Origin of the sequence: Anabaena catenula FACHB-362 (assembly GCF_014698735.1) — a bacterium.
GTDB classification, from domain to species: domain Bacteria; phylum Cyanobacteriota; class Cyanobacteriia; order Cyanobacteriales; family Nostocaceae; genus Anabaena; species Anabaena variabilis_A.
Window position 1 is genome coordinate 1 of the sequence record NZ_JACJTQ010000067.1, and the last position, 23,013, is coordinate 23,013.

A 23,013-nucleotide genomic window follows, 5' to 3' on the forward strand; every position below is an offset into this window, starting at 1 on the left:
TAAATACTAATTGAATTACGTTGGTTGTCAGTTGTGTGCCTTTATTAATTGCAATAGTCACATTACCAGTAGGTTGACTCTTCAGCACAACTGCATAACTATCAGTTGCACCACCTTCTGTAACGTAGGTGCTACCTCCTGATTGAGTAATATTCACCCCAGCAATATCATTATCAGTAATGCCTACATTGACAGCACTAACGGCAATCCCATTATATTTGCTATCAGTGCTAGTAGCGGTATGTTGAATAGTTGTGTTCTGATATCCTTCTGCTACATTATCATTAACGGCTGTCACCGTCACTGTTTGCGCTACATTCCAATTTTGAGAAGTAAATACTAATTGAGTTACGTTGGTTGTCAGTTGTGTGCCTTTATTAATTGCAACAGTCACATTACCAGTAGGTTGAGCGTTAAGAACAACGGAATAACTATCAGTTCCACCACCTTCTGTAACGTAGGTACTACCTCCTGATTGAGTGATTATCACACCAGGATCATTATCAGTAATGCCTACATTAACAGAACTAATGGCAATCCCATTATATTTGCTATCAGTGCTAGTAGCGGTATGTTGAATAGTTGTGTTCTGATATCCTTCTGCTACATTATCATTAACGGCTGTCACCGTCACTGTTTGCGCTACATTCCAATTTTGAGAAGTAAATACTAATTGAGTTACGTTGGTTGTCAGTTGTGTGCCTTTATTAATTGCAATAGTCACATTACCAGTAGGTTGACTCTTCAGCACAACTGCATAACTATCAGTTACACCACCTTCTGTAACGTAGGTGCTACCTCCTGATTGAGTGATTATCACACCAGGATCATTATCAGTAATGCCTACATTAACAGAACTAATGGCAATCCCATTATATTTGCTATCAGTGCTAGTAGCGGTATGTTGAATAGTTGTGTTCTGATATCCTTCTGCTACATTATCATTAACGGCTGTCACCGTCACTGTTTGCGCTACATTCCAATTTTGAGAAGTAAATACTAATTGAGTTACGTTGGTTGTCAGTTGTGTGCCTTTATTAATTGCAACAGTCACATCAGCAGTAGGTTGAGTGCTAAGAACCACCACATAACTATCAGTTCCACCACCTTCTGTAACGTAGCTACTACCTCCTGATTGAGTGATCATCACACCAGGATCATTATCAGTCATTGTGACAATAACAGGACTGACACCAATAGCATTATATTTAGTATCGCCACTGCTAACAGTATGTTGAATAGTCGCGCTGTGATATCCTTCCACAAGGGTATCATCAACCGCTGTCACCGTCACTGTTTGCGCTACATTCCAATTTTGAGGAGTAAATACTAACTGAGTTACATTGGTTATCAGTTGTGTACCAGTATTAAGAGCAATAGTCACATTAACTGTAGGTTGACTATTCAGCACAACTGCATAACTATCAGTTGTACCACCTTCTGTAACGTTTGTACTACCTCCTGATGGGGTGATAATTACTGCAGCATTAGATCCAACACTTGCACTAAATTCAAAAGCCCCAATATCAGGATTACTATCTCGATTTAAACCCCTTGCGTCAGTCGTTACGGTAGTCGTTGTTCCTGTATTAATCGCTGGACTACTTGTTAGTAAAGCGTGGGTAAGAATACCACCACCATTATCTTTTAAAGCGGGGTCAAGTTGAGGATCAGCAATAATCAAACTGGGACTGCCAGTAATATTCATATCACTAAAATCATTCGGATGTTTCGGTGGCCATTGAATATTACTACCACCATCGCTAAATTGACTTCCAGTATTGATTTTAACACCCCAAATATTACCAGCGGTGGAATAGCCAACAATTGTATTTTTCAGAGTAATATTGTTACCACCGCCCCAAAAAGCACCGCCTTGAAATCCAGCATGATTGTAGGCAATAGTAGTATTAGTAACGCTGACAGGGTTGCCACGATTCTCAAAAGTGATTGCCCCACCAAAACCATTACCGCTACCATCATCGGCTTTATTACCAGAAAAGGTGCTGTTAATAATACTTCCTTTGGAATCTTCTCCCACCCATAAACCACCACCTTCTTTAAGGGCGGTATTGTTATAAATAGTTGAATTCTTAATACTAAATCCACCTTCAAGAGTAGGTTGATCTGCGTATCGACCCAAGTTAATTCCAATTCTGACTCCACCGCCGAAAGCATCACCTCTACCATTTTTAACGACTTTATTGTTGGCAATGGTGGTATTTTCTATATTGATTTGATCTGAATAATAGGCATACAAAAACAATGCTCCACCTTGTCCAGCACCTGTATTACCATCAAATTGGCTGTTACGAATGGTAATAGTACCACCTGTCATTCCATAATCAAAGTTTGGTCCAGAAGCATTTGCACCATCAGTGAAAATAGCACCACCATAACCCCAGCCTGATCCAGGATTTGGAATAATGGTAGCACCTGCCAGGGTATCGTTATTTTTAAAGATGGAATTTTCTACGGTTAATGTTTGCAAGAGACTATTAATTGCACCACCAGTCGTACCTTTGTTATTGGTAAATTCTGAATCTTTAACAGTTAAACTACCTCCATTTTTAGTGGCTATAGCACCTCCGCCCCTTTCAGTGTTTACTCCCGCACCAATATTCCCATCAAATTTAGAATTAATTACGGTGGTATTACCTTTAAAACCACTAAAAATAGCACCTCCACCGTAACCGGCATAATTATTATTAAGTTGACAATTTTCTACTAAAATTGTGCTGGCATCAAAAGTTCTAATTCCTCCTCCTGCTGCACTTTCATCAGTACCGTTAACACGTCCATTAGCTATAATTATATTCCTAAATACCACATTTGATGGTTGGTAAATAGCATTTGGTGTTACTGCAAAAACTCGACTAGCATTATTACCACTAATTTTTAAATTAGTCACAGCACCACCATCAATAGTGAGGTTTTTATTGATGGTTAATTGTCCGCTAGTTAATGTGATAGTTTGGTTAGCAAGACTAGAAGCAAAAGTAATTGTATCTCCTGCTGCCGCATTAGCGATCGCTTGTCTTAAAGAACCTGCACCGCTATCAGCATTACTTGTAACTGTAATGGTAGCTAAAATTCCTGGATAATTTGCCATGACTGCTGCTGAAAATGGTGCATTTCCTTGAATTTCACCTGTGCTAAAGTCTAAATTCCAGTTGATAACACCAGCAATATTCCCTATAAATTTAGTAGCTGCGGTAATATTGGCATGAGTTAATTTAGCTAAATTTTCTACAAAATATTGACCGGAATCTGCGGCTATCTTGCAACCATACAGAAAAATATTTGCCTGTTTATTTAGTAATTTTTGCCATTGCTGTAATTCGTGGTGATATTGTTCTAATGTGTCTGCATTTAAAACAGTTGAGCCTAAATATATACAACCAGGATTTCCATGAGATAAAATATGAATTTCGTCAACTAAACCGCCTTCATCTACAAAATTTTGCAACTGAGTGGTAATTTGCTCAATGCCATTTTTATGACTAGCAATGACTCTGACTTCAACACCTAGCGTCACACCATTTACGAGAAATTCATAGTCATCTACACTAGAATCAATAAAAACAAGAGTTTGAGATAAAGGAACAGAAGAGATTAAATTAGTTGAATTGATGGTATTTTTCATATTGTATCACCTAAGATTTAATAGTATTTAGAGATGTTGAATTTGACTTCAAAACGAAATAAGAAGCCACTGAAAAATTAGCTGATATTTTCAGCAATATATGAGGATTAGCTGCTGCTAATAATTTACTTGAACTACAAAGATAGTCAAAATACAGACTACTCAATTACTATGCAATTGAAGTTTTAACAGCAACAGTAAATCTTGAGAATATGAACATTAGGCTGAATCTAACTAAACGAAGAAAAGATCAATCTATTACTTGCATTAAAGCCTACATATTTAAAAATAACTACAGTGGTTTTACGTAAAATGAATATTTGGTGGCTCCCCATCTCCCCATTCCCGCGTCTCTTTGTGACTTTTCTTCTAGGAGTCTGTCTAAATTGATTTACTGAGATCACAAGTGCTGTGCTTTTAAACAGGGGAGTCTATATTCACGATTTCTCGTTTCACAAACAAAGCTCGATAAACTGGTTCACCCTTGTTAATAGTTCCTATTTCCCGTTCTGTGGGAACTGGTAGAGGATTCTCTGCTAACCATTCCTCTGTACCCATTTTCACAAATGCTGGGTGTTCAGAAAAGCGATCGCACATTTCCACAGCAATAAATTTTTGATCAGATTGCACAAATACAACCCCACCAACCGCCAAATAACCGGCTAATTCTGCCACTAACTCTGGTTGCACTACACGCCTTTTAGCATGGCGGTTTTTAAACCAAGGATCAGGGAATTGAATGGTTACACGCTGTAAAATTCCTGGTGTTAAAGTCGATAAAAGAGGTGTTAATGAGTTATTAACATTGCAAAATAAATAATGCAAATTTGTTAAACCCAACTCACAACGCAACCTATTAGCATCTACAACCAAAGGTTCCCGAATTTCCAAACCTAAAAAATTCCAGTTTGGTTCTGCTTGTGCCATCTCTAGTAAAAATCTGCCCCTAGCGCAACCAATATCTAAGTGTAGGGGCTGGTTTGGCTGTGGATAAACCTTCTCCCACTCTAGGGGATTCGCTGGTATTTGATACTTGTTAGCAAGTGGGTTAACGTGTTGACGAACTCGGACAACTGCCAAAATCAAATCTCCTTGAGGTAAAAAAATTCAACATAAATGTGTACAAATATTAAGTCTGACGGCTGATCCCCAGTCAGCCAAAGCAAGAGTTATACTTTGGGAAAAAGAGTATTTGCTCTTCTGCTTTTAACATTTTCTTAAATCAATGAATAATATCAATTTTCGTTTTGCCATAGTTAGTGACTTACACATTGGGCTTCCCCATACAATTTGGGATCATCCTAGCCGCTTTCATCTTGTCGAAGTCAGTATTCCAGCTTTTGAAAGTGTACTAGAACATTTAATCCAACTCGATTTAGATTTTCTCTTGATTCCCGGAGACTTAACCCAACACGGTGAACCAGAGAACCACGCTTGGTTGCAAACAAAGTTATCTCAACTTCCTTTTCCTGTCTATGTTGTTCCTGGTAATCATGACGTTCCCGTGTTAATGGCAAATGAGCAATCAATTGCTTTCGCTGATTTCCCTCACTATTACCGCAAGTTTGGCTATGAAAACCCAGAGCAACCTTACTACAATTGTCCATTATTGCCAGGAGTGCGGCTGATAGGTCTAAATTCTAACTCATTTGATGACCTGGGTAAGCAGGTCGGGCGTGTGGATGAAAAACAACTCAAATGGCTAGAATCAGAACTAGCAGCCATTGGGGATGAATTGGTTTTGGTAATGGTGCATCATAATGTGGTTGAGCATTTGCCTAATCAATCAAACCACCCCATGGCAAATCGCTATATGTTAGAAAATGCACCAGAGCTATTAGACTTATTACGTAAACATGAAGTTAGATTAGTCTTTACAGGGCATTTGCACGTTCAGGATGTAGCTTGTGCAGATGGAGTATATGATATTACCACTGGTTCCTTAGTCAGCTATCCTCATCCTTATCGTGTTCTGGAGTTTCAACGAGATCATGTCGGTAAGGAATGGTTACAAATTATATCTCATCGCGTGGAATCAGTTCCAGATTTTCCCAACTTACAGCAGTCATCAAAAGAATGGATGGGCGATCGCTCTTTCCCCTTCCTGATCAAGTTACTAACTTTACCACCCTTAAACCTACCATTAGCGCAAGCAAAAAAACTAGCCCCCAATTTACGAGACTTTTGGGCAACTATTGCCGATGGAGATGGAGTCTTAGACTACCCTGAATTTCCCCTAGAAGTGCGTCGCTACATTCAAAAATATGGTGCAGTTAGTCAAGGTAGTACTGCTTACTTAATTGATAACAACAGCACACTTTTAATTCGTAATTCGTAATTCGTAATAGTGCCTACGGTCCCGCTAGGGATACGTAATTCGTAAACAGGGAACAGGGAACTCTTAACAGGGAATTCTTAATTTTCCTCGCATCCTCATCTCCCCGCGTCACCGCGTCCCCCCTGCCCCATGCAAGAGCAGCCTCCAATTACGAAGGTTGGCGGCAAATTGCAAACACGGAAGTGTAACCGTGAAGGAAAGTTCTCTCACTCACAGGTCCGATTTCACCACTACCGAAAAAACCTCCTATGGGGATGTCATGGAAGTAACGCTTAAATAGCTGAGAATCAAAATTAGGCTGACCGTAAAGACCTGCACCACGTCCAACACAACTAAACATCAAAGCTGCCAAAGGAGAGGATTCACTGCGGTTGTTGTCAAGATATTCTTGTAAAAGCAATTCTAGGTCTTCAGCAGAAGCTTGAGCATCCCGCAGGTGGAATTGTAACCTTTGACCAGGACGGACGCGATCGCCAATAGCGATCGCACCAGCGGATGGATCTACACCCAGTAGATTGCGAATTAAAAAATCACCCTGCTGTAAAGAAGGTTTAAACTCATTCATTGCTAAACCAACAAACAGAGAATTCTGTGCCAGCAAACGTTCTTGTTCACTAAGACTACCAATCAAATCTCGCAAAATTACTAAAGGTACTTGCTCATCTAACTCCAAAATAATATTGCGTTCAGCTTTAGTCACACGCAATGGCTGGCCAATCGGTCGGCATCCTTGGGCCACAATTGTTTCCAGCACAATATCACCACTCAAAGCTAAACCCACCGTCCCCTCACGATATAAGCGGTTGTGACAAAATAGAGCAATGCGATCGCTCACAAACCCACCACTAGCTTGTCCCCCCACAACTACCGAACCCGGATAAGCAAAATCTAAGCCCTGCAATAAATCATTAGTTCCTGACGAAAACGCACTAGACAATAATATAAATTGGGGTACTGGTGATGGTGGCACACCGACGACATCAATCCAAGCATTGGGAGAACTATCCAAATCAGGTAATTCTTCAGCCACAACATGAAAAGCTTGGATATTCACCCCTGGAAGATGGGCTAAAGTCAAACTGATAGCTGGTTCTGCTTCTATTTCTTCGGTTTTTCCTGGTTCTCTCCTACCCACTACACCAGCAGCACTACAACCAATCAGCACAGGTACTGAAAGTTTTTCGGCCAGCAATGGCAAGAGTCGGGAATATTCACTTGTAAAAGCAGACGAAATGAACACCAGCCCCAAATCCGCAGGTGCTGTTAAAGATGAGACAGCTTGTTGTACCACATCTGCAACAGCTGCTTCTAAAGAAGGACGGGTTGATAGGGCATTTGCCCACTGCATTTTGTCTGCCATGAGTTCTGGGCTTCTTTCTCTATTGAGGCTAGTAGTTGATGGTTTTATCTAGGGAAGTATTGCATCCGACAAGAGTTCATGCACCAGCCCTTTATCTACCCCCGCATCCAGGACGGTGACTTCTTGCCAGATGCATTTAAATATATTGTATGATTGTTTTTCTGTAGTACTGTCCCCACAAAATCTTAAAACATAGAGGAGAACACAGTACAGATGAGGCAATTTGTTGTATTAGTTATGGATTATCAGGCTCAAATACGAACTGATCAGGTCAGTGGTTAGAATAGTAAGCGATAGAGCAAACACTGCAATTTTTGAATTTTTTTCTACACTAGTATAAACAACACATAACGAGACTAAAACAATGACAAATATCCAAGAAACAGCAAATCCCGATATTCAAGACAAGATCCAGGAAGAAATTGAACAAGCGCGTGTTGTCTGTGACATTACAGGTAGCGGTTCGCCTGAATGTGCTGCGGCTTGGGATGCAGTTGAAGAACTGCAAGCGGAAGCTTCCCACCAGCGTCAAGAGAAACCAAAGAACTCTTTAGAAAAATACTGTGATGCTAATCCCGAAGCAGATGAGTGCCGACTTTACGAAGACTAGAAATTGAGTTAATACCTTTTCTTTTAGTCTAGTGGGCAAGCAACCACGATCTATTAACTGAATATCTTGCACCTTCCCACCACTCCATATCCATCTCACATCCTCCCTTTACTCATTTTTGCGTGTCGGGAATGTAAGGGAGTTTATGCAGAGGACAAAACCTCAGCCACAACCTTGAAAAAGAAAGCAAAGAAAGCATTTTTTCTCGGTATGCTGAATAGAAAATAGATTGGGCTGAATTCCTAAATTCTTCCTGGTACTATTTTATATAAGTGCAAAATATCAGCTACAGATTCATGAGTTGCTTGCTTTTTTGCCTTAATTAAACTATCAAATAAAAGATAAATAAATTTTAGATTTATCACCTGACAAACCTGACAAACCTGACACAATTTATGCCACAAATTTGGTTTCGCCCTTACGTCTGGATGGAATATAGATTAGCTTTATTATTTACAGTAATTATTCCCCTGATTCTGCTGATTTGGGCATTTGTACAAAAATCAGAAGCAATACAACGCTTGTTAATGATTTACTGGCGAGTAGCAAGTTTATTGCTAATAACGCTTTACTTGATGATTGGTGGATTGGCCGTAAGTTTTATTTCTGCTTTAATAGCTCGTATTCTCATCCCCATTTCTCTATGGTTCTGGGTTGATATCAACGATGAAATTGAATATCAATCTAGTGGGTTATTGAAATTGATTTTCACATCTTGGCGCTGGGCAACAACTGTTTACTGTATTCTGAGTACAGTAGCTCTTGTACCTTTTTTGGGTTGTGCTTTTTCTGAAATTTCTCTCAAAAGCTCCTACTGTAGCGTTTGGTTGGAAGCACCATTACTGTTTAAAGATTACTTCCATCACAATAGCAAGCCTGCTTTTCTCAGCTTTCTAGGCATAATTGGTTTAGTAGTTTATGTGGTTTATTTAAGCTACTTCGTGTTGATTAAGCTAGGCAAGCAGGGGCGTTCAGCCACACAATAAAAAATATGAAAGATGAAAGATGAAAGATGAAAAATGAATTATGACGTGTGAAGTATGAAAATTAATTTTCAGATGTAAATACTTCAGATGAGTAAATAAGTTACACGGTTTTTGATTGATGAATAATTCCATTGGTAAACGGCTAGAGCAATATACTGTCAAACGCCCTCAAGAAGTCCTCATTGTCACGATCAACATGACTGATGAGCAAGACAAAATCGCAATTTTTAAGGGCTTTTCTAGTTCTTTGATGCGTCCCACTGCCTTTGACCCGGATGTACCTGTTTTACCCGATGAAGCCACAATTCTCGGTATTGACCGCATCGGTAGCCCCTATAATCCTGAATCACCCCGTTATATCGAAAGAGGAATCTCTTGGGAAGCTATGCAAGTCCTATTATCAGAAGTAGGAGTCTAAGTAGGTTGGCGTTAAAAATTGTCGTTGGGATAAGGCAGGGGGGCAGGGAGCTTTCTAGCAGGGGGAAAACGGGTTTTAGCCTTGTTTACTTTTCTTTAGACAGTTTGGTTTTATTCTGCCTACCTACTTAAGTTAGAAATTCAGCTTAATTTTGAATTGTGAAGTAAGTATTCAGGATAGAGACTACAGAAGACGCTACGCAGACCTGCGGTTCAGGAGAATAAAGGCTGTTTTAGTAAACTTTGATGATTTTGATAAAATCTCACCTCTCTCTATTCTTCATTTCATAAGCATTCTGACTCCTGACTCCTGACTCCTGACTCCTGACTCCTGACTCCTGAATTCTTACATTGTGAATTTTGAATTGTGAATTTTGCTCATGTCCCTTTCTGGATACACCCTTCCCGTTTTTGCTTGTGCTGCTGCTGTAGCCGCTTTACACTGGTTACGTCATAGTCAACCCCTGTGTGTAACTTCAGTGGATTTGATTGAACCGGACGTAATCGCAGAAATACCAATTGAACAGGTAGCAGGACTATCGGAAAATAGCGCTTTGGCAATTACCCGCAGTGATCCGGGTGATAACCTCGATTTGACTAAAAATACGCCTATTTGGGCGTTGGTGCAATGGTTCGAGGGAGATGGGGAATCAGTTGTGATTAAGGGTGGTGAGGGAATTGGTAAGCAATTGAATGGTGAAGGGAAAGCTGCAATTTATGGTTATGCTCAAAGGTTGTTAACAGAAAATTTGCAGCGGTTGCTCACACCAGGGGAAAAAATCACCGTCACGATTATTTTACCGGCAGGGCGATCGCTTGCCCTGAGAACTTCCAATGCTGCTTTTGGTGTAGTTGAAGGACTTTCCTTATTAGGAACAACGGGGATTTCTCAACCTTTGAGTACACCAGATCAACTTACCGCTTTTCGTGGGGAGTTACAAGATAAAGCTAGTCGGTTTGAGAATTTAGTCTTCTGTATTGGCGAAAACGGCTTAGATTTAGCGCGAAAACTAGGGATAAATTCGGAACAATTGGTAAAAACGGCTAACTGGATCGGACCGATGTTAGTAGAAGCTGACTTGCTAGGAGTGAAAGAAATTTTATTATTTGGCTATCACGGTAAACTGATGAAACTCGCAGGGGGAATTTTTCACACCCATCATCATTTAGCTGATGGCCGACGGGAAATTTTAGCAGCACACTGTGCAATGCTGGGTTTACAGTCTCCTGATATACAAACAGTGTTTCATAGCCCTACTGCGGAAGCAGCATTAAAACACCTGCGATCGCTCGATCATTCTACTGCTAGTCATTGGGTTAATCAAGTTTATGGTAGCCTTGCTGAAACCATTGATATTCGTTGCCAAGAATATATTCACAGCCACAGCGACAGGGGTATGAACATTACAGTCTGTGGTTCAGTTCTTTTTGACCGCGATCGCCAAATTATCGTCAAAAGTAAAACTGGTGGTATGTTAATAGAAAAATTATGTTAACTTATTATGAATTATCATAATAAACCAAATAAATAATTTTTTGGATTACCTACTATAGAGTGATTTGTAGCTTTTAAGACTCAGCTAGATTTATCGGCTCAACAGGCGCGGCAGCAGTCGCGTCTATCTATATAGGTTTTTTCTGACCATGACAAGCCTAAAAAGCCGGAAATGGTGATTACGTTAGACCGATTTATCCTTAAAGACACACTCTCGCCATCATGAATACAGCGGTGACTCTACCAACCGAACAAGCACCTCAAACACAATCAAATTTGAGAAAGCTTGATCGCCAAATAATTGTAATTTTAGACTTTGGCTCTCAATATTCTGAACTAATTGCCCGTCGTATCCGCGAAACTCAAGTATATTCTGAAGTTCTTTCCTATCGGACAACAGCTGAACATTTACAACAACTAAATCCCAAAGGAATTATTTTGTCCGGCGGTCCAAATTCAGTATATGGCGATAACGCTCCCCATTGTGACCCAGAAATCTGGAAGTTGGGAATCCCCATCTTAGGTGTATGTTACGGTATGCAGCTGATGGTCAACCAACTGGGTGGGGAAGTCACCAAAGCTGAACGAGGTGAATACGGCAAAGCATCATTATATATAGATGACCCTACAGACTTGTTGACTAATGTTGAAGACGGCACAACCATGTGGATGAGTCATGGAGACTCAGTCACACAAATGCCACCGGGATTTGAATTACTAGCACATACAGAAAATACTCCCTGTGCGGCTATTGCAGACCACGACAAGAAACTTTACGGTGTACAGTTCCATCCAGAAGTCGTACATTCCCTTGGTGGTTTAGCATTAATTCGCAACTTTGTTTATCACATTTGCGACTGCGAACCCACCTGGACAACAGCAGCTTTTGTAGAAGAGTCTATTCGGGAAATTCGCGCCAGAGTCGGTGAAAAGCGGGTGCTGTTGGCACTTTCTGGGGGAGTAGATTCTTCAACTCTGGCATTTTTGCTGTATAAAGCCATTGGTGAACAGCTGACTTGTGTGTTTATTGATCAAGGCTTTATGCGGAAGTTAGAGCCAGAAAGATTGTTGAAGTTGTTCCAAGAACAGTTTCACATTCCGGTAAAATATGTGAATGCACGCGATCGCTTCATTGCCGCTATTGCCGGTGTCACAGACCCCGAAGAAAAACGCCGCCGCATAGGACATGAATTTATTAGCGTCTTTGAAGAAACATCCAAAGACCTTGGCCATTTTGACTACCTAGCTCAAGGTACATTGTATCCAGATGTGATTGAATCTGCTGATACCAACGTTGATCCCAAAACAGGTGAACGGGTAGCAGTCAAAATCAAGAGTCATCACAATGTTGGTGGTTTACCCAAAGACTTGAGATTTAAACTGGTGGAACCGTTGCGGAAACTCTTTAAAGATGAAGTCCGCAAAGTTGGTCGTTCTATCGGTTTACCAGAAGAAATTGTCCAAAGACAACCTTTCCCAGGGCCTGGTTTAGCAATTCGCATTTTAGGTGAAGTCACTGCCGACAGGTTAAATATTTTACGCGATGCCGATTTGATTGTCCGCCAAGAAATTAACCAGCGTGGCTTGTATCATGAAGTTTGGCAAGCATTCGCAGTATTGCTACCGATTCGCAGTGTGGGTGTAATGGGTGATAAACGTACCTATGCTTACCCGATTGTCTTGCGGATTGTCACTAGTGAAGATGGGATGACGGCAGATTGGGCGCGTGTGCCTTATGATGTCCTAGAAGTGATTTCTACCCGCATTGTCAACGAGGTGAAAGGGGTAAACCGCGTGGTTTACGATATCACTTCTAAACCACCTGGAACTATTGAGTGGGAGTAATCAAGTTTTGAGTCTCTTCTGTGGTTCTGGAACACTTGCAGTGGTTTAAATTTACAGTGGTTTAAATTCACATATCTCAAAATGGTAATGCCGACCTGAATCATTTTCAACGTCGGCATTCTCTATTTTTTGCAAAGGATAAATAGGGCTGGCTGAATAAACGCAAAAACACTAACAGATAAGGCTTTAAGACTCTTTGATGTGAAAAAAGTGCCAGGTTTTTCTAGGAGGAGTTTCAAAAAGAAAGCATTTTTAGCGGACTGGAAGGAAGATTTACCGATAGCAAATGGTTGAAACTATTCTCTATTCCCTATTCCCTATTCCCTGTCTTCACGAAAAGACTTTTATGGCTTACGCCAAGCTACGCTATCAGCAAACCCTAAATACGAATAATTATGATCCTGGTACGGATTTAGTCTAACTTAAGGATAATAAGATTCTAAGAGATAGGTGTAGGTAGGATGGCTAGATCTAGAGGATTTTTTACGGTACTGTTCGACTTCTCGTTTTCGGAGTTTATTACCCCAAGCATCATTGGTGTTCTTTACGGTATTGGTATGTTTTTTGCTGGCTTGGGAGGATTGGGCATTATTTTAAGCGGTTTTAATCAAGGATTTTTCCCTGGGATTGTGAGCTTATTGCTTGCGCCGCTAGTTTTCTTCTTGTACATAATATTTATTAGAGTTGGGTTAGAAGGTTTGCTGGTGGCATTTCGCACAGCAGCTAATACAGGTCGTACTGCTGATAATACAGAAAGTCTGAGAAATCCCTAAATTAGGGAAGCTTGGCGGAAGTAACGATGCCATTCAAGCGTTGGAAATTAAGAACCTGAAAAACATCTAATTTGCATAACCGAATTAAACATATAGCAGGAGGCAGGAGGCAGAGGGCAGGAGGCAGGAGGGAAAGCCTTATTATATCTAAGTTTCAAGGATTAATAATGTCCTAACTATCCTGGCTACAGCTATAAAATATAACTCTTGTGGAGTGGGCATCTTCCCATTGCTAATTATCGAAACAATCGGGTCTAAAACCGGACTTCGTCCAAAGTTTTTGGAGCGGGGTATAAATCCCCGTTACAAAAACGGACTCATGCCCCCTGCCTTCGTTAAGCAAGTTAAATGTGGAGCAGCTTATTACCTCCGGCACGCGCTTTCATAATTACGACGCAATAGACATCTAATGAATTTTATTGTCTAGGAAAATAGGCGCGATCGCAGTAAAATTACTCTTGGTCTGATGACTGAGGATAAAACAAGAAGCGAAGATACTTCTTTCTAATTCCCAATACTAATGGAGATATTATGCAAGCTAATCTCCCTCTAACTGGCTTACGCATTCTTGTGGTTGATGATGATGAGGATAGCCGCTTTTACATTTCTATAGTTTTAGAAGCAGATGGAGCTAGTGTTACAGCAGTTTCTTCAGCTGCCTCTGCCATAGAAATACTACCTAAGTTAAAACCTGATGCGTTAATCTGCGATATCGCTATGCCTGATGAAGATGGTTATACCTTCATTCGTAAGGTGCGATCGCTCAAAGCAGAGGAAGGAGGACGAGTTCCTGCTATTGCTCTTACTGCTTATGCCGATAGTGAGGATCGTATCTGTGCTTTAGAAGCAGGCTTTCAAAATCATGTAGCTAAACCTGTTGATCCAGGTGAATTAGTGGAAATTATCGCTAATTTAGTCACACTTAGTCAATGTTTGGTCAGTAAATCCCACGGCTTTAGCTGAAGACTGGGTTGCAGGTTCGGGAATATATTTAGATTTTTTGGTAGATTTTTTGGTAGATTTTTTGGTAGATTTTCTGCACATATTTCCAGGGTAATGAGGTAAAAAAAGGATTTTTTGACCACAAAATTCACTACCTCTAAAATAAATCTTGAATGCATTTACCAATTTTTTTCTTTTTCTACACCGCACACCCAGCCTAAATAGATAACGAAAGTCATTTACTGGTACTATTTGACTCCTGGTTCAAAGCTAATGCTTTCAGACTGGTATGCTGGCGGTTCAACGTGAATTAAAATTCTGACTGGACTAAAGCGTGCTTCTAATTGGCTTTCTACTTCTTCGGTAATACGGTGAGCAGTTTCTACATCTGGTGCATCTACTATTAAATGCATTTCCATGAAAACTTGGCGGCCAAGAACACCACGGGAGGCGATAGCATGGCAGTTAACCACTCCAGGAACAGCAACAGCGATCGCATGAATGGCTTCGGGAGCGATCGCCATTTCATCTACTAAAGAAGGCAAATTCTCTTTTAAAACCGACCATCCACTCCAAAATACCAATAAAGCCACAGGAAAGGCTAAGACTACATCTAGCCATTGAAAATCTAACCACCAAATACCAATCAAACCACCAAGTACAGCAATCGTCACCCAAACATCACTCATGGTGTGTGTAGCGTCAGCAATCAAAATTGGGCTACCTATCCGCTTACCTACACTACGTTCATAAAAGGTGACAAAAATATTCACACCTAAGACAATCAGCAATAACCACAATTCCGGTGCTGTTATTTTTACAGGTTCACCACCCTTAAGAATTCGCTCCACTGCTCCTTGGAGAATCTCAAAACAGGCTATTCCTAAAAAAGCCGAAATTCCCAAGGCTCCCACCGCTTCAAATTTTTGGTGTCCATAGGGATGTTCTCGATCTGGATATGGGGAAGAAAACCTACTAGTAAACAATCCTAAAACATTGTTGGCGCTATCTGTCACACTATGTAATGCATCAGCTAACAAACTGAGAGAACCTGTTGAGTACCCCACAAATGCCTTTAATCCCATTACAAACAAATTAAGTAATAGGGTAATAATTAAAACTTTTCGCACTTCGGCACGATTATCGTAAGTCATAGATAATTTATAACATCAAGTTCTATGACTTCTACTGTAAAACATAAAGCACAAATCAACACAAATAAAATGTATCAAAGTCTTACTCCATAAGGAATAAGTCTATCGACAGCCGCTAAATTTACTACTAATTTATTGAGATTATTTTTAATTAAAATTAGCTACAATCCTGATGTATTTGGGTAGTATAATCATCTATAAAAGACTATTATTATCATTAATAACTAAGATATTTTCCAGTTTCATTCTCTGCAAATTGTCTAAATCCAACGAATGGGATTTTTGATCCAGCCAAAAAAGCAGCAATTTTTCACCCCATCACCCCATCCGGTAAAATATGTAATTACCAAGAAGTTTTAACCAAAAAGCGCTATGTCTTCTACCCCTCTCACACTGAATCTAGGTGAAGGTTCTGTCTCCTTCAGTTTTTCACCCCAAGCCGCACGAGAATTAAAAGCAGCAATAGACGAATTAATGACAAGCCTGAAAGCTGTTACTGCTAAACCCACTCCGGGTGGTGGTAAAGTAACTCCCCAACCTCCTTTGGAATATCGCTACACTGGCGAGGTTTTTTTAGAAGTTTTTTGCAATCCTAATATCTGGCCTACTCCCTTTGCTGCTAAAGTTCTGCTCACTGTCCGCAACGTCAACCTTCGAGTGACTACAGAAGCTGAACTCACTCGCGTTATTGAGGATATTAACCAGTATTTAGAGCAAGTGGGTTAACTCACCAAGTATGAACTAATACCGCTCATATAACTGAAAAAATATACTTGTCCAAAGTCATGAACTCTGAACAAGTATAAATAAAACAATTACTACTTTCCGAGGGAAATGGGTAGCCGTAGCCAATCGTACATATCGCTTGCTGCAAAAGTAGTATAAGTTTAGGCTGTAGGTTTTCTGCTTTCTTGGGAAATTAAAATCAGAGACTATACCGTAGATTTAGCTTCTAGTACTAGGTTATGTCATCCACACATTAAAACTTAACACCCAAGCCAAAATCTAAAATTTATGTTTGACTAGTCGTTGTCCCATTCTTCCCGACCAATTAAATCACCAATGCGATCGCGCAATAAAAAGTCACATTTCTCTAATTCACATTCAACGCATACCCACTCTCTGGCTGGGATGTATTGGCAGAGTGTATATATTGGTTGCTGACGGCTCAACATTCCCTTTTGCACCAGTTGGCGTGCTTCGTCCTGGATGACATCCAGAGAGTAGTAATTGATAGAAGGCACCGTATTCACACTCATGTTTTTACTCACAAATTTACATTTAGATAGTATTCCCAATATTAATCAGGAACAAAGATGGCAATAATTAGACCTGTGGCTAGGTTTTGTAGTTTGCTATACGGAACTATTATCATTTTGACGCTACAGACCTGTAAATTATCTAAAGAAATATTAAGTTTGTCAAGGAATCATAACATTGATGATAAGTAGCCTTCATATTATGAATACCAGAGTAGTTAACTTACCCGGAATCAGGGGCGCACCGTTTTGCTCCTGTCATTCATCCCACGCTGCACTATGGCTAACCCCATCCTGAGCAAACGTACCAGAACTAGGGCTACTGACAGTTTAATATTGTGTCTAGTTTTGAGCTTTAGCGTCTCCCTAGAGATATACTTATCATTGAGGTTGACGCTCTGACGCTATGAAGCGGAGAGTTTTTTTGAGAAGCAATTATCCAGACTGGATATGAACTAAATAAATACCGTAAAGTCTGTAATGTTTTCATTAAAGAATAGACCAGCAATTTTTTGCCGGAAATGGGGTATAAACTATTGCAACTTACAATGGCTAAGTTACACCAGTAAGTTTTATAGCAACCCATCTGTTAACATTTTTTTAACCTATTCTGCGATTAATGGATTAATTTAGCCCCTGCTGATACGAAAAACCTGGTTTGGAGCCAGGTTTCTGGTTATGTAGCTGAGTCAAACACCATACCCAGTATGTGGTGAATTTTCAGCTAATTATTCGGGAACTTCTGGCTCATTTTCATCTGAGAACCCCACTGGACGCTCCTGCTGGAGTTGGTTTAATAAACTCAGCACTTTAGTACCTCGCTCTATAGAGCGATCTTCAATAAACAGAACTTCTGGTGTGCGACGTAGCCTTACTCTCGCACCCAGTTCGCTGCGGACGTAACCCGTCGCTGACTTTAAACCCGCCATTGTTTCAGCCTTAGCTTCCTCTGTCCCATAAATGCTGACGAAGATTTTAGCGTGTTGCAAGTCACCGGAAACATCCACATCAGTGACACTTACCATTCCTGTACCCACACGGTCATCCTTAATACCGTTGAGCAGCATTTGGCTAACTTCCCGTTTAATTAATTCAGCAACGCGGGAAACGCGGCGATTTGTAGCCATATAAATTCCGCCTTCTCACAGAGGTTGTACAACATGAATAGATGCTTTTTTTAGAGCGGACAGTGCTTGAAGTGGCTAAAGCTCACAACAATAGTCCAAAGGGATCAAACCCACTGGTGTAGCCCTTGTCTAGATTGTACTCAAACCAAGCATAGCCCGGAGAGTAAGCGTTAAGAAAAACAGACTCCCCATAAAAAAGCCCAAAATAGCAATTAAGGTGATTGGGCGTTTAAAAAGCGGCTTTAATGGCTCAAAGGCATTCAGAAAAAGACCTAAGACGATACTGATCAAGTACCGAGGGTAGCGAAAGACGTTATCCCAAAATCCGTCAAACATTTGAATATAGACTGCCTTGTTATAAAATGTAAGTTTGTTTTCAGGTGCTTATTTAACATAATTATAATCTATGGTGCTGAAAATCGCTCAATTCATATATAGCAGGTGACAGGTAACAGGTGACAGGTGACAGAGTTGAAAGTCTGTTTGTGTCTAGGTTTTATCATTAGTTCACTTTCTAACCACCTTGGCGGTTGCTATAAAATATGATGCGTTAGTTATATTGGCTTTATTTACATAGCTGAGTTTTAGTTGAATCATAAATAAATGGTAAGTCAAATCCCCAAAGAAACTAGCCCACGTCCCTTTTTAAAGTGGGCTGGGGGTAAAAATCGGTTAATTCCGCAATATAAAGATTATTTTCCCCAGCATATCAATAGTTACTATGAACCCTTTTTAGGTGGAGGGGCTGTTTTTTTTCATCTGCAACCAAATAAAGCAATTTTAACTGATATTAATGCTGATTTAATTACTACTTATCGCTGTGTTAGAGATAATGTTGAAGAATTAATTGAACTACTAAAAGAACATAAAGACAGACATACTAAATATGATCGAGATTATTATTATGATGTGCGTTCCTATCCTGAAGGCACAAATTTAGAAAAAGCGGCTCGGTTTATTTATCTGAATAAAACCTGTTTTAACGGTCTTTATCGGGTCAATTCTCAAGGTAAATTTAACGTGCCTTTGGGTAGATATAAAAATCCTGGTATTTGTCAAGAAGATGTTTTGCGAATTGCATCACAAGCACTTTCTCAAGCAGACATTCAACAAGCCGATTTTACCCAAGTCTTAAAATATGCGACTAGCAGTGATGATTTTGTTTTTTTTGACCCACCATATTATCCTGTAAGTGAAACTAGCTATTTTACAGCTTACAGTCGCTATGCTTTTACTGAAAGTCAGCAAGTTGAATTAAGAGATGTATTTGTGAAATTAGCTGAACGTGGTGTGAAAGTTATGCTATCTAATTCAGATTGTGACTTTATTCATAAGCTTTATAATAGTTTCAATATTCATACTATATCAGCAGCCAGGTCAATTAATTCTAATGCTAAAAAGCGGGGAAAAATTACTGAAGTATTAGTAACTTCATATTAAATAGGGCTTGCTGTTCGCGGAGCCTGCCGTTAGGCATATAAATGTAAAACCTAAATAAATCAAGGGATTCAGGGGTAAAAAAGGTTAAGAAGGTGCAAGGAATAGACATTTTACCCATCAAAAACTGAACTGACAAGTCAGCGTTTACGCTATCACTTTTCCCCCAAAGCAACTATTCAAAAGCTGCTTCTAATTCTTCCTCCTGACTCCTGACTCCTGACTCCTGACTCCTAACCCCTAACGAAAAGACTTTTATGCCTACGGCACGCTACGCGAACAGCAAACCCTAAATATGATTGTTAGACCAGGCAATAAAGGAACTTAAATTATGAACTGCGAGCAAATTATGATTATACCCAACTTGTTTGGTTAACCATGATATGGCTTGTGGTTTCATCCCTCCACCGTCAATTAATACGATTGCTGCTGCTGGATAACAATCTTGAATATTTAAATTTAGATAAGGGAGTTTTTCGTCAACGGAACCGCTAGTTTGTTGCCATTTACACTCAATAATCAGTCCTGAAGAAATTGATTTAGAACCAATAATGTAAAAGTCTACAGTTATTTCGCTACCATAAATTCCTTTTCCGACATGAACCTGCTTTGCATATCTTTTGATTATGTTATTGGAGTTTAAAAGACATTCAAGGCGTTTTTTTTCTGGTAAATCAGAACCCACTTGGACATATTTGTGTGCCAACAAAGTCCCTTCTACAGCGTTTTCTAAGACATTACCAGATGTAACTGCTTTTCCACCCTGAGTCATATTTATCCTGATTATCTTCAAAAGGGTTCCTAATATTAGGATTCCTTAGAAGGGACAGGAAATTGTCGAGTATAAGAATTTTTGATTAGATAAATCCATCAAAAACTAGAAATATTATAGTAATTTTGTACTCAAAAACAAATGTATTGATATAAAGATAAAGGCTATGTTGCTAAAGACTGTAGAGGAAATGATGTGGTCAGATGTGAAAATTGTCAAACCAGGGGTATTAACTGGTTATGATCACCGCCTTCTTCTCTAATTCTCCCGTTACTGGGGGAGAAATAGAGGAGATTTTTGTTTTGTAAAAACAGGTGTATAAAGTGGCTCAGGGCTTCAGATAAATTGAGCGATTTCAGCTTGTCTTCAGCAGGTTTTAACTTCAGCATGACCATTGCGGATAGCCCATGCTAGTTCTAACATTTGAGTCCAGCGCTTTTGTAACTGTTTGGGGGTACATTGGACAGCTTTTGCGATCGCTTGATCATTCTCAAGAGCAGTTTTCAGATTAAAGATTTGCTGTTGCTGTTCTGTGAGTTGATTCCAGAAAGTATCCCACTGCTGGGAAGATAAACCCAACTTATGTTCCAAACCAGCACCTAACCATTGATGTACTAATTGCCAATGGTGTTGTTTGGCAAATTTTTCCACATGGTATTTAAAGCGTTGTTGCAAATAGTCGCGCTGACGGCTAGTTAAGCCTAGAATTTGGTCAATTTCCGGTGCTGAGAGGTCTTGCAGCTTGAGAGACAGGTAATCCATGCAGTCAGATTGACCTTGAGATTCCAGATATTTCATCAATTCTGTAATCACGCGATCGCGTTCCGACTCCTCAGATGGATCAAAATTAGGTTTAGCAACCATTTGCGACCTAATCTGCTGCACCGCCAAATTACGTTGATAAGATTCTGCTTCTTCAGTCTTAGCTGAATCCACAGCCATCTCAATATCGACAGTAGTTTCTTGAGGCTGACGGCGAGCAAAACCTTGAGCGCGTAATACAATCAATTGTTGATTAGCACCACCAGGTAAATTAATCCGGCGTTTAGCATACTGCTCTGTAAACGCCATATACTCAGCTAGTTGTAGCTGAGTACGGGGGGTGTAATCTTCCGGTAATTCATTTTCCCGACGAAAAGCTTTAATCGCTTCGATATAAAAAGCTTGGAGAAAATCTTCAATCAGATTGTAACGAGCTTCAAAACCTAATTCTGAGCCGGCAACTGTAACGTGGCGATAAACAATAGCACCCAGACTGCTATGTAATTCCACACGTCCTTGTCTTGAACCCAATTGGTAGTAACGCAAGCACTTTTGTATTCGATGTCTTGCTAAAGTAATCTGCCAAGACCTGATTTGCCCAGAAGTTTGGATGCGAGAGCTTTTATCACAAATGCGTTCTACTTCTTTGGCTATGCGCTCGGCTATAGCTTGCACACACCCAACAGAAGCTTTAACTTGAGTCTGCAATTCCTGACCTAGCAGTTGTACTAAAGTATCAGTGTTACCATCTGATAAGTCTTCGGTCGAAACATCGCTGTCAAAAGCAGGTGTAGAATTTGGCAGATTGACGAGGTTAGCTTTCATGACTTTTCCTGAAATTGGTATTGCACCTTAACTAAAACGCAGACACAGTACTTAAGGCCAGTTCTAACTGGAGAATCTTGCTAATATTTTTTACCAAGACCCACCACACGTACTGCTCACCTATAAGACTGTAGGAAATTTCAAAAGTTAAGGGCCTGTCAATTGTGTCGCTTTTTTCATCAGCAACTAGATCAAATTTGAGACATAGGTCTTTGTGGAGTGGGAAAACTAATCTCAAGCAAGGGAATGCCCAGATTTTTCGCCATCCCGTGTTCCGCAGTCCCCGCGCCTGTGAGTAGGAAAATTTCAAAACAGGAGTATGTTTATCACAATTTCCGAAACAGATAGTTGCACTTGTAAAGCTCTCTTATTATACCCAAGCTGCTGCTGCTTCCCAACCTAACCCCCTCCGTGTAATTACTGGTTCTTCATCCGTCAAGTCTAAAATGGTAGACACTTCAGAAGTCGGCTCTTCGCCCGTGTCTATAATAATATCTACCAAGTTATCCAAACGGTCAAATAGCTCTACCCGCGACAGAATAGAATCTGGATTAACTCCAACTATTCCATCGTCTACATCATTTGGTGGTAAATGTGCCGAAGTGGAAATAATCGGATTTTCTAACGCTTCTAGCAATGCCAAACAGACAATATGATTTGGCACTCGAATTCCCGTCGTTTTACGCTTGGGATTTTGTACCAGTCGCGGTACTAACTTGGTAGCAGGTAGCAAAAACGTGTAGCTTCCTGGTATCAACCGCTTCATAATCCGATAGGCTGTATCACTTACGAAGGCATAAGTCGCCACATTAGAAAGGGAGGGACATAAAAAGGTCAGTGGTTTATCATTCGCTAACTGCTTAATTTGCCGCACTCTTTCCACCGCCGACTTGGCATTCAAATCACAACCAATTGCATAGACTGTATCAGTAGGGTAGAGCATGATAGCGCCACTAGAGAGCGCCAACTTTATTTCATCTATTCGGCGGTTTTGAGGATTATCAGGATGAATTGTGAAAATTTTTGCCATAAAAGATGCTGAGGTTGAGATTGGGGCTTTTGCATTGGCAGGAAAATAGTAACAATGGGAGGAAGGAGAGACGCGGATACGGGGGAGGGAGAGACGCGGGGACGCGGGGATTGGGTATTGGTTTTTCTCCAATGACCAATGACCAATGACCAATGACCAATGACCAATGACCAATGACCAATGACCAATGACCAATGACCAATGACCAATGACCAATGACCAATGACCAATGACC

The 23,013-nt window shown here is 40.2% G+C and carries 21 protein-coding genes; 11 read left to right on the plus strand and 10 right to left on the minus strand.

All coding sequences use genetic code 11. The annotated features are described in order from the left end of the window. The coding region (locus H6G68_RS24815; RefSeq protein WP_190909035.1) for a DUF4347 domain-containing protein at positions 1–3,646 on the minus strand (3,646 nt) is incomplete at its 3' end. A 417-nt stretch (positions 3,647–4,063) separates the two neighbouring features. Then, positions 4,064–4,726 (minus strand): tRNA (guanosine(46)-N7)-methyltransferase TrmB, encoded by a 663-nt coding sequence (trmB, locus tag H6G68_RS24820; RefSeq protein WP_190909036.1) that lies wholly within the window; start codon positions 4,724–4,726, stop codon positions 4,064–4,066. A 145-nt stretch (positions 4,727–4,871) separates the two neighbouring features. On the opposite strand from trmB, the gene H6G68_RS24825 reads away from it, so the two are divergent. Next, positions 4,872–5,984 carry a metallophosphoesterase family protein gene (locus H6G68_RS24825; RefSeq protein WP_190909037.1) on the plus strand — a complete coding sequence of 371 codons (1,113 nt, stop codon included), beginning with the start codon at positions 4,872–4,874 and terminating at the stop codon, positions 5,982–5,984. Between the two features lie 148 nt (positions 5,985–6,132). Here the strand turns inward: H6G68_RS24825 and H6G68_RS24830 are convergent, their stop codons facing one another. Then, positions 6,133–7,344, minus strand: a complete 1,212-nt coding sequence (locus H6G68_RS24830; protein WP_190909038.1) for an FIST signal transduction protein — start codon at positions 7,342–7,344, stop codon at positions 6,133–6,135. 364 nt (positions 7,345–7,708) lie between these two features. Here H6G68_RS24830 and H6G68_RS24835 point away from each other — a divergent pair, with 364 nt between their 5' ends. The 8 genes from H6G68_RS24835 (at position 7,709) to H6G68_RS24865 (ending at position 14,433) form a co-directional block, all read left to right on the plus strand. Continuing rightward, entirely contained in the window at positions 7,709–7,954 is a 246-nt protein-coding gene (locus tag H6G68_RS24835) for a Calvin cycle protein CP12 (RefSeq protein WP_190909039.1), read from the plus strand. Positions 7,955–8,349: 395 nt separating this feature from the next. Next, positions 8,350–8,940 (plus strand): DUF3177 family protein, encoded by a 591-nt coding sequence (locus tag H6G68_RS24840; RefSeq protein WP_190909040.1) that lies wholly within the window; start codon positions 8,350–8,352, stop codon positions 8,938–8,940. 118 nt (positions 8,941–9,058) lie between these two features. Beyond that, the gene (locus H6G68_RS24845) at positions 9,059–9,358 is read left to right on the plus strand and encodes a DUF7734 family protein (RefSeq protein WP_127052421.1); all 300 of its coding nucleotides are present in this window, start codon (positions 9,059–9,061) and stop codon (positions 9,356–9,358) included. A 379-nt stretch (positions 9,359–9,737) separates the two neighbouring features. Next, on the plus strand, positions 9,738–10,853 hold the full coding sequence (gene cbiD, locus H6G68_RS24850; RefSeq protein WP_190909041.1) for a cobalt-precorrin-5B (C(1))-methyltransferase CbiD: 1,116 nt from the start codon (positions 9,738–9,740) through the stop codon (positions 10,851–10,853). A 221-nt stretch (positions 10,854–11,074) separates the two neighbouring features. Next, positions 11,075–12,697, plus strand: a complete 1,623-nt coding sequence (guaA, locus tag H6G68_RS24855; RefSeq protein WP_190909042.1) for a glutamine-hydrolyzing GMP synthase — start codon at positions 11,075–11,077, stop codon at positions 12,695–12,697. A gap of 286 nt (positions 12,698–12,983) precedes the next feature. Continuing rightward, entirely contained in the window at positions 12,984–13,118 is a 135-nt protein-coding gene (locus tag H6G68_RS27735) for a hypothetical protein (RefSeq protein ID WP_277925560.1), read from the plus strand. Between the two features lie 40 nt (positions 13,119–13,158). Beyond that, on the plus strand, positions 13,159–13,470 hold the full coding sequence (locus H6G68_RS24860; RefSeq protein WP_190909043.1) for a DUF4282 domain-containing protein: 312 nt from the start codon (positions 13,159–13,161) through the stop codon (positions 13,468–13,470). A 531-nt stretch (positions 13,471–14,001) separates the two neighbouring features. Beyond that, entirely contained in the window at positions 14,002–14,433 is a 432-nt protein-coding gene (locus H6G68_RS24865; protein WP_190909044.1) for a response regulator, read from the plus strand. A gap of 227 nt (positions 14,434–14,660) precedes the next feature. Here H6G68_RS24865 and cdf31 read toward each other — a convergent pair whose 3' ends face one another. After that, positions 14,661–15,566, minus strand: a complete 906-nt coding sequence (gene cdf31 / locus H6G68_RS24870) for a CDF family zinc efflux transporter Cdf31 (RefSeq protein WP_190909045.1) — start codon at positions 15,564–15,566, stop codon at positions 14,661–14,663. A 372-nt stretch (positions 15,567–15,938) separates the two neighbouring features. Here cdf31 and H6G68_RS24875 point away from each other — a divergent pair, with 372 nt between their 5' ends. Next, positions 15,939–16,292, plus strand: a complete 354-nt coding sequence (locus H6G68_RS24875) for a hypothetical protein (protein ID WP_127052426.1) — start codon at positions 15,939–15,941, stop codon at positions 16,290–16,292. Between the two features lie 296 nt (positions 16,293–16,588). On the opposite strand, the gene H6G68_RS24880 is transcribed toward H6G68_RS24875, so the two are convergent. The 3 genes from H6G68_RS24880 to H6G68_RS24890 all read right to left on the minus strand — a co-directional run bounded on the left by H6G68_RS24880 (position 16,589) and on the right by H6G68_RS24890 (position 18,288). Continuing rightward, a complete protein-coding gene (locus H6G68_RS24880) occupies positions 16,589–16,825 on the minus strand; it encodes a DUF4327 family protein (protein ID WP_016953171.1) in 237 nt (78 codons plus the stop codon). Between the two features lie 728 nt (positions 16,826–17,553). Beyond that, positions 17,554–17,952, minus strand: a complete 399-nt coding sequence (gene rbfA / locus H6G68_RS24885) for a 30S ribosome-binding factor RbfA (RefSeq protein ID WP_127052427.1) — start codon at positions 17,950–17,952, stop codon at positions 17,554–17,556. Between the two features lie 129 nt (positions 17,953–18,081). After that, positions 18,082–18,288 carry a DUF751 family protein gene (locus H6G68_RS24890; RefSeq protein WP_083389686.1) on the minus strand — a complete coding sequence of 69 codons (207 nt, stop codon included), beginning with the start codon at positions 18,286–18,288 and terminating at the stop codon, positions 18,082–18,084. A gap of 267 nt (positions 18,289–18,555) precedes the next feature. On the opposite strand from H6G68_RS24890, the gene H6G68_RS24895 reads away from it, so the two are divergent. Next, positions 18,556–19,392, plus strand: coding sequence for a DNA adenine methylase (locus tag H6G68_RS24895; RefSeq protein ID WP_190909046.1), 837 nt, complete (start codon positions 18,556–18,558; stop codon positions 19,390–19,392). 286 nt (positions 19,393–19,678) lie between these two features. On the opposite strand, the gene H6G68_RS24900 is transcribed toward H6G68_RS24895, so the two are convergent. From H6G68_RS24900 to H6G68_RS24910, 3 genes are all read right to left on the minus strand, one after another. Next, positions 19,679–20,161, minus strand: coding sequence for a PD-(D/E)XK nuclease superfamily protein (locus H6G68_RS24900; protein WP_190909047.1), 483 nt, complete (start codon positions 20,159–20,161; stop codon positions 19,679–19,681). Positions 20,162–20,527: 366 nt separating this feature from the next. Further along, positions 20,528–21,748, minus strand: coding sequence for a HetZ-related protein (locus tag H6G68_RS24905; protein ID WP_127052430.1), 1,221 nt, complete (start codon positions 21,746–21,748; stop codon positions 20,528–20,530). 370 nt (positions 21,749–22,118) lie between these two features. After that, positions 22,119–22,778 (minus strand): L-threonylcarbamoyladenylate synthase, encoded by a 660-nt coding sequence (locus tag H6G68_RS24910; protein WP_127052431.1) that lies wholly within the window; start codon positions 22,776–22,778, stop codon positions 22,119–22,121. Positions 22,779–23,013: the final 235 nt, after the last annotated feature.

What these genes read in the sequence shown, in the direction of transcription:
- H6G68_RS24895 (WP_190909046.1), top strand. Translation starts at nt 18,556, where the DNA reads ATGGTAAGTCAAATCCCCAAAGAAACTAGCCCACGTCCCTTTTTAAAG.
- H6G68_RS24900 (WP_190909047.1), bottom strand. Translation starts at nt 20,161, where the DNA reads ATGACTCAGGGTGGAAAAGCAGTTACATCTGGTAATGTCTTAGAAAAC.
- H6G68_RS27735 (WP_277925560.1), top strand. Translation starts at nt 12,984, where the DNA reads ATGGTTGAAACTATTCTCTATTCCCTATTCCCTATTCCCTGTCTTCAC.
- H6G68_RS24905 (WP_127052430.1), bottom strand. Translation starts at nt 21,748, where the DNA reads ATGAAAGCTAACCTCGTCAATCTGCCAAATTCTACACCTGCTTTTGAC.
- H6G68_RS24830 (WP_190909038.1), bottom strand. Translation starts at nt 7,344, where the DNA reads ATGGCAGACAAAATGCAGTGGGCAAATGCCCTATCAACCCGTCCTTCT.
- cbiD (WP_190909041.1), top strand. Translation starts at nt 9,738, where the DNA reads ATGTCCCTTTCTGGATACACCCTTCCCGTTTTTGCTTGTGCTGCTGCT.
- rbfA (WP_127052427.1), bottom strand. Translation starts at nt 17,952, where the DNA reads ATGGCTACAAATCGCCGCGTTTCCCGCGTTGCTGAATTAATTAAACGG.
- guaA (WP_190909042.1), top strand. Translation starts at nt 11,075, where the DNA reads ATGAATACAGCGGTGACTCTACCAACCGAACAAGCACCTCAAACACAA.
- H6G68_RS24910 (WP_127052431.1), bottom strand. Translation starts at nt 22,778, where the DNA reads ATGGCAAAAATTTTCACAATTCATCCTGATAATCCTCAAAACCGCCGA.
- H6G68_RS24845 (WP_127052421.1), top strand. Translation starts at nt 9,059, where the DNA reads ATGAATAATTCCATTGGTAAACGGCTAGAGCAATATACTGTCAAACGC.
- cdf31 (WP_190909045.1), bottom strand. Translation starts at nt 15,566, where the DNA reads ATGACTTACGATAATCGTGCCGAAGTGCGAAAAGTTTTAATTATTACC.
- H6G68_RS24835 (WP_190909039.1), top strand. Translation starts at nt 7,709, where the DNA reads ATGACAAATATCCAAGAAACAGCAAATCCCGATATTCAAGACAAGATC.
- H6G68_RS24865 (WP_190909044.1), top strand. Translation starts at nt 14,002, where the DNA reads ATGCAAGCTAATCTCCCTCTAACTGGCTTACGCATTCTTGTGGTTGAT.
- H6G68_RS24840 (WP_190909040.1), top strand. Translation starts at nt 8,350, where the DNA reads ATGCCACAAATTTGGTTTCGCCCTTACGTCTGGATGGAATATAGATTA.
- H6G68_RS24875 (WP_127052426.1), top strand. Translation starts at nt 15,939, where the DNA reads ATGTCTTCTACCCCTCTCACACTGAATCTAGGTGAAGGTTCTGTCTCC.
- H6G68_RS24890 (WP_083389686.1), bottom strand. Translation starts at nt 18,288, where the DNA reads ATGTTTGACGGATTTTGGGATAACGTCTTTCGCTACCCTCGGTACTTG.
- H6G68_RS24825 (WP_190909037.1), top strand. Translation starts at nt 4,872, where the DNA reads ATGAATAATATCAATTTTCGTTTTGCCATAGTTAGTGACTTACACATT.
- H6G68_RS24860 (WP_190909043.1), top strand. Translation starts at nt 13,159, where the DNA reads ATGGCTAGATCTAGAGGATTTTTTACGGTACTGTTCGACTTCTCGTTT.
- H6G68_RS24880 (WP_016953171.1), bottom strand. Translation starts at nt 16,825, where the DNA reads ATGAGTGTGAATACGGTGCCTTCTATCAATTACTACTCTCTGGATGTC.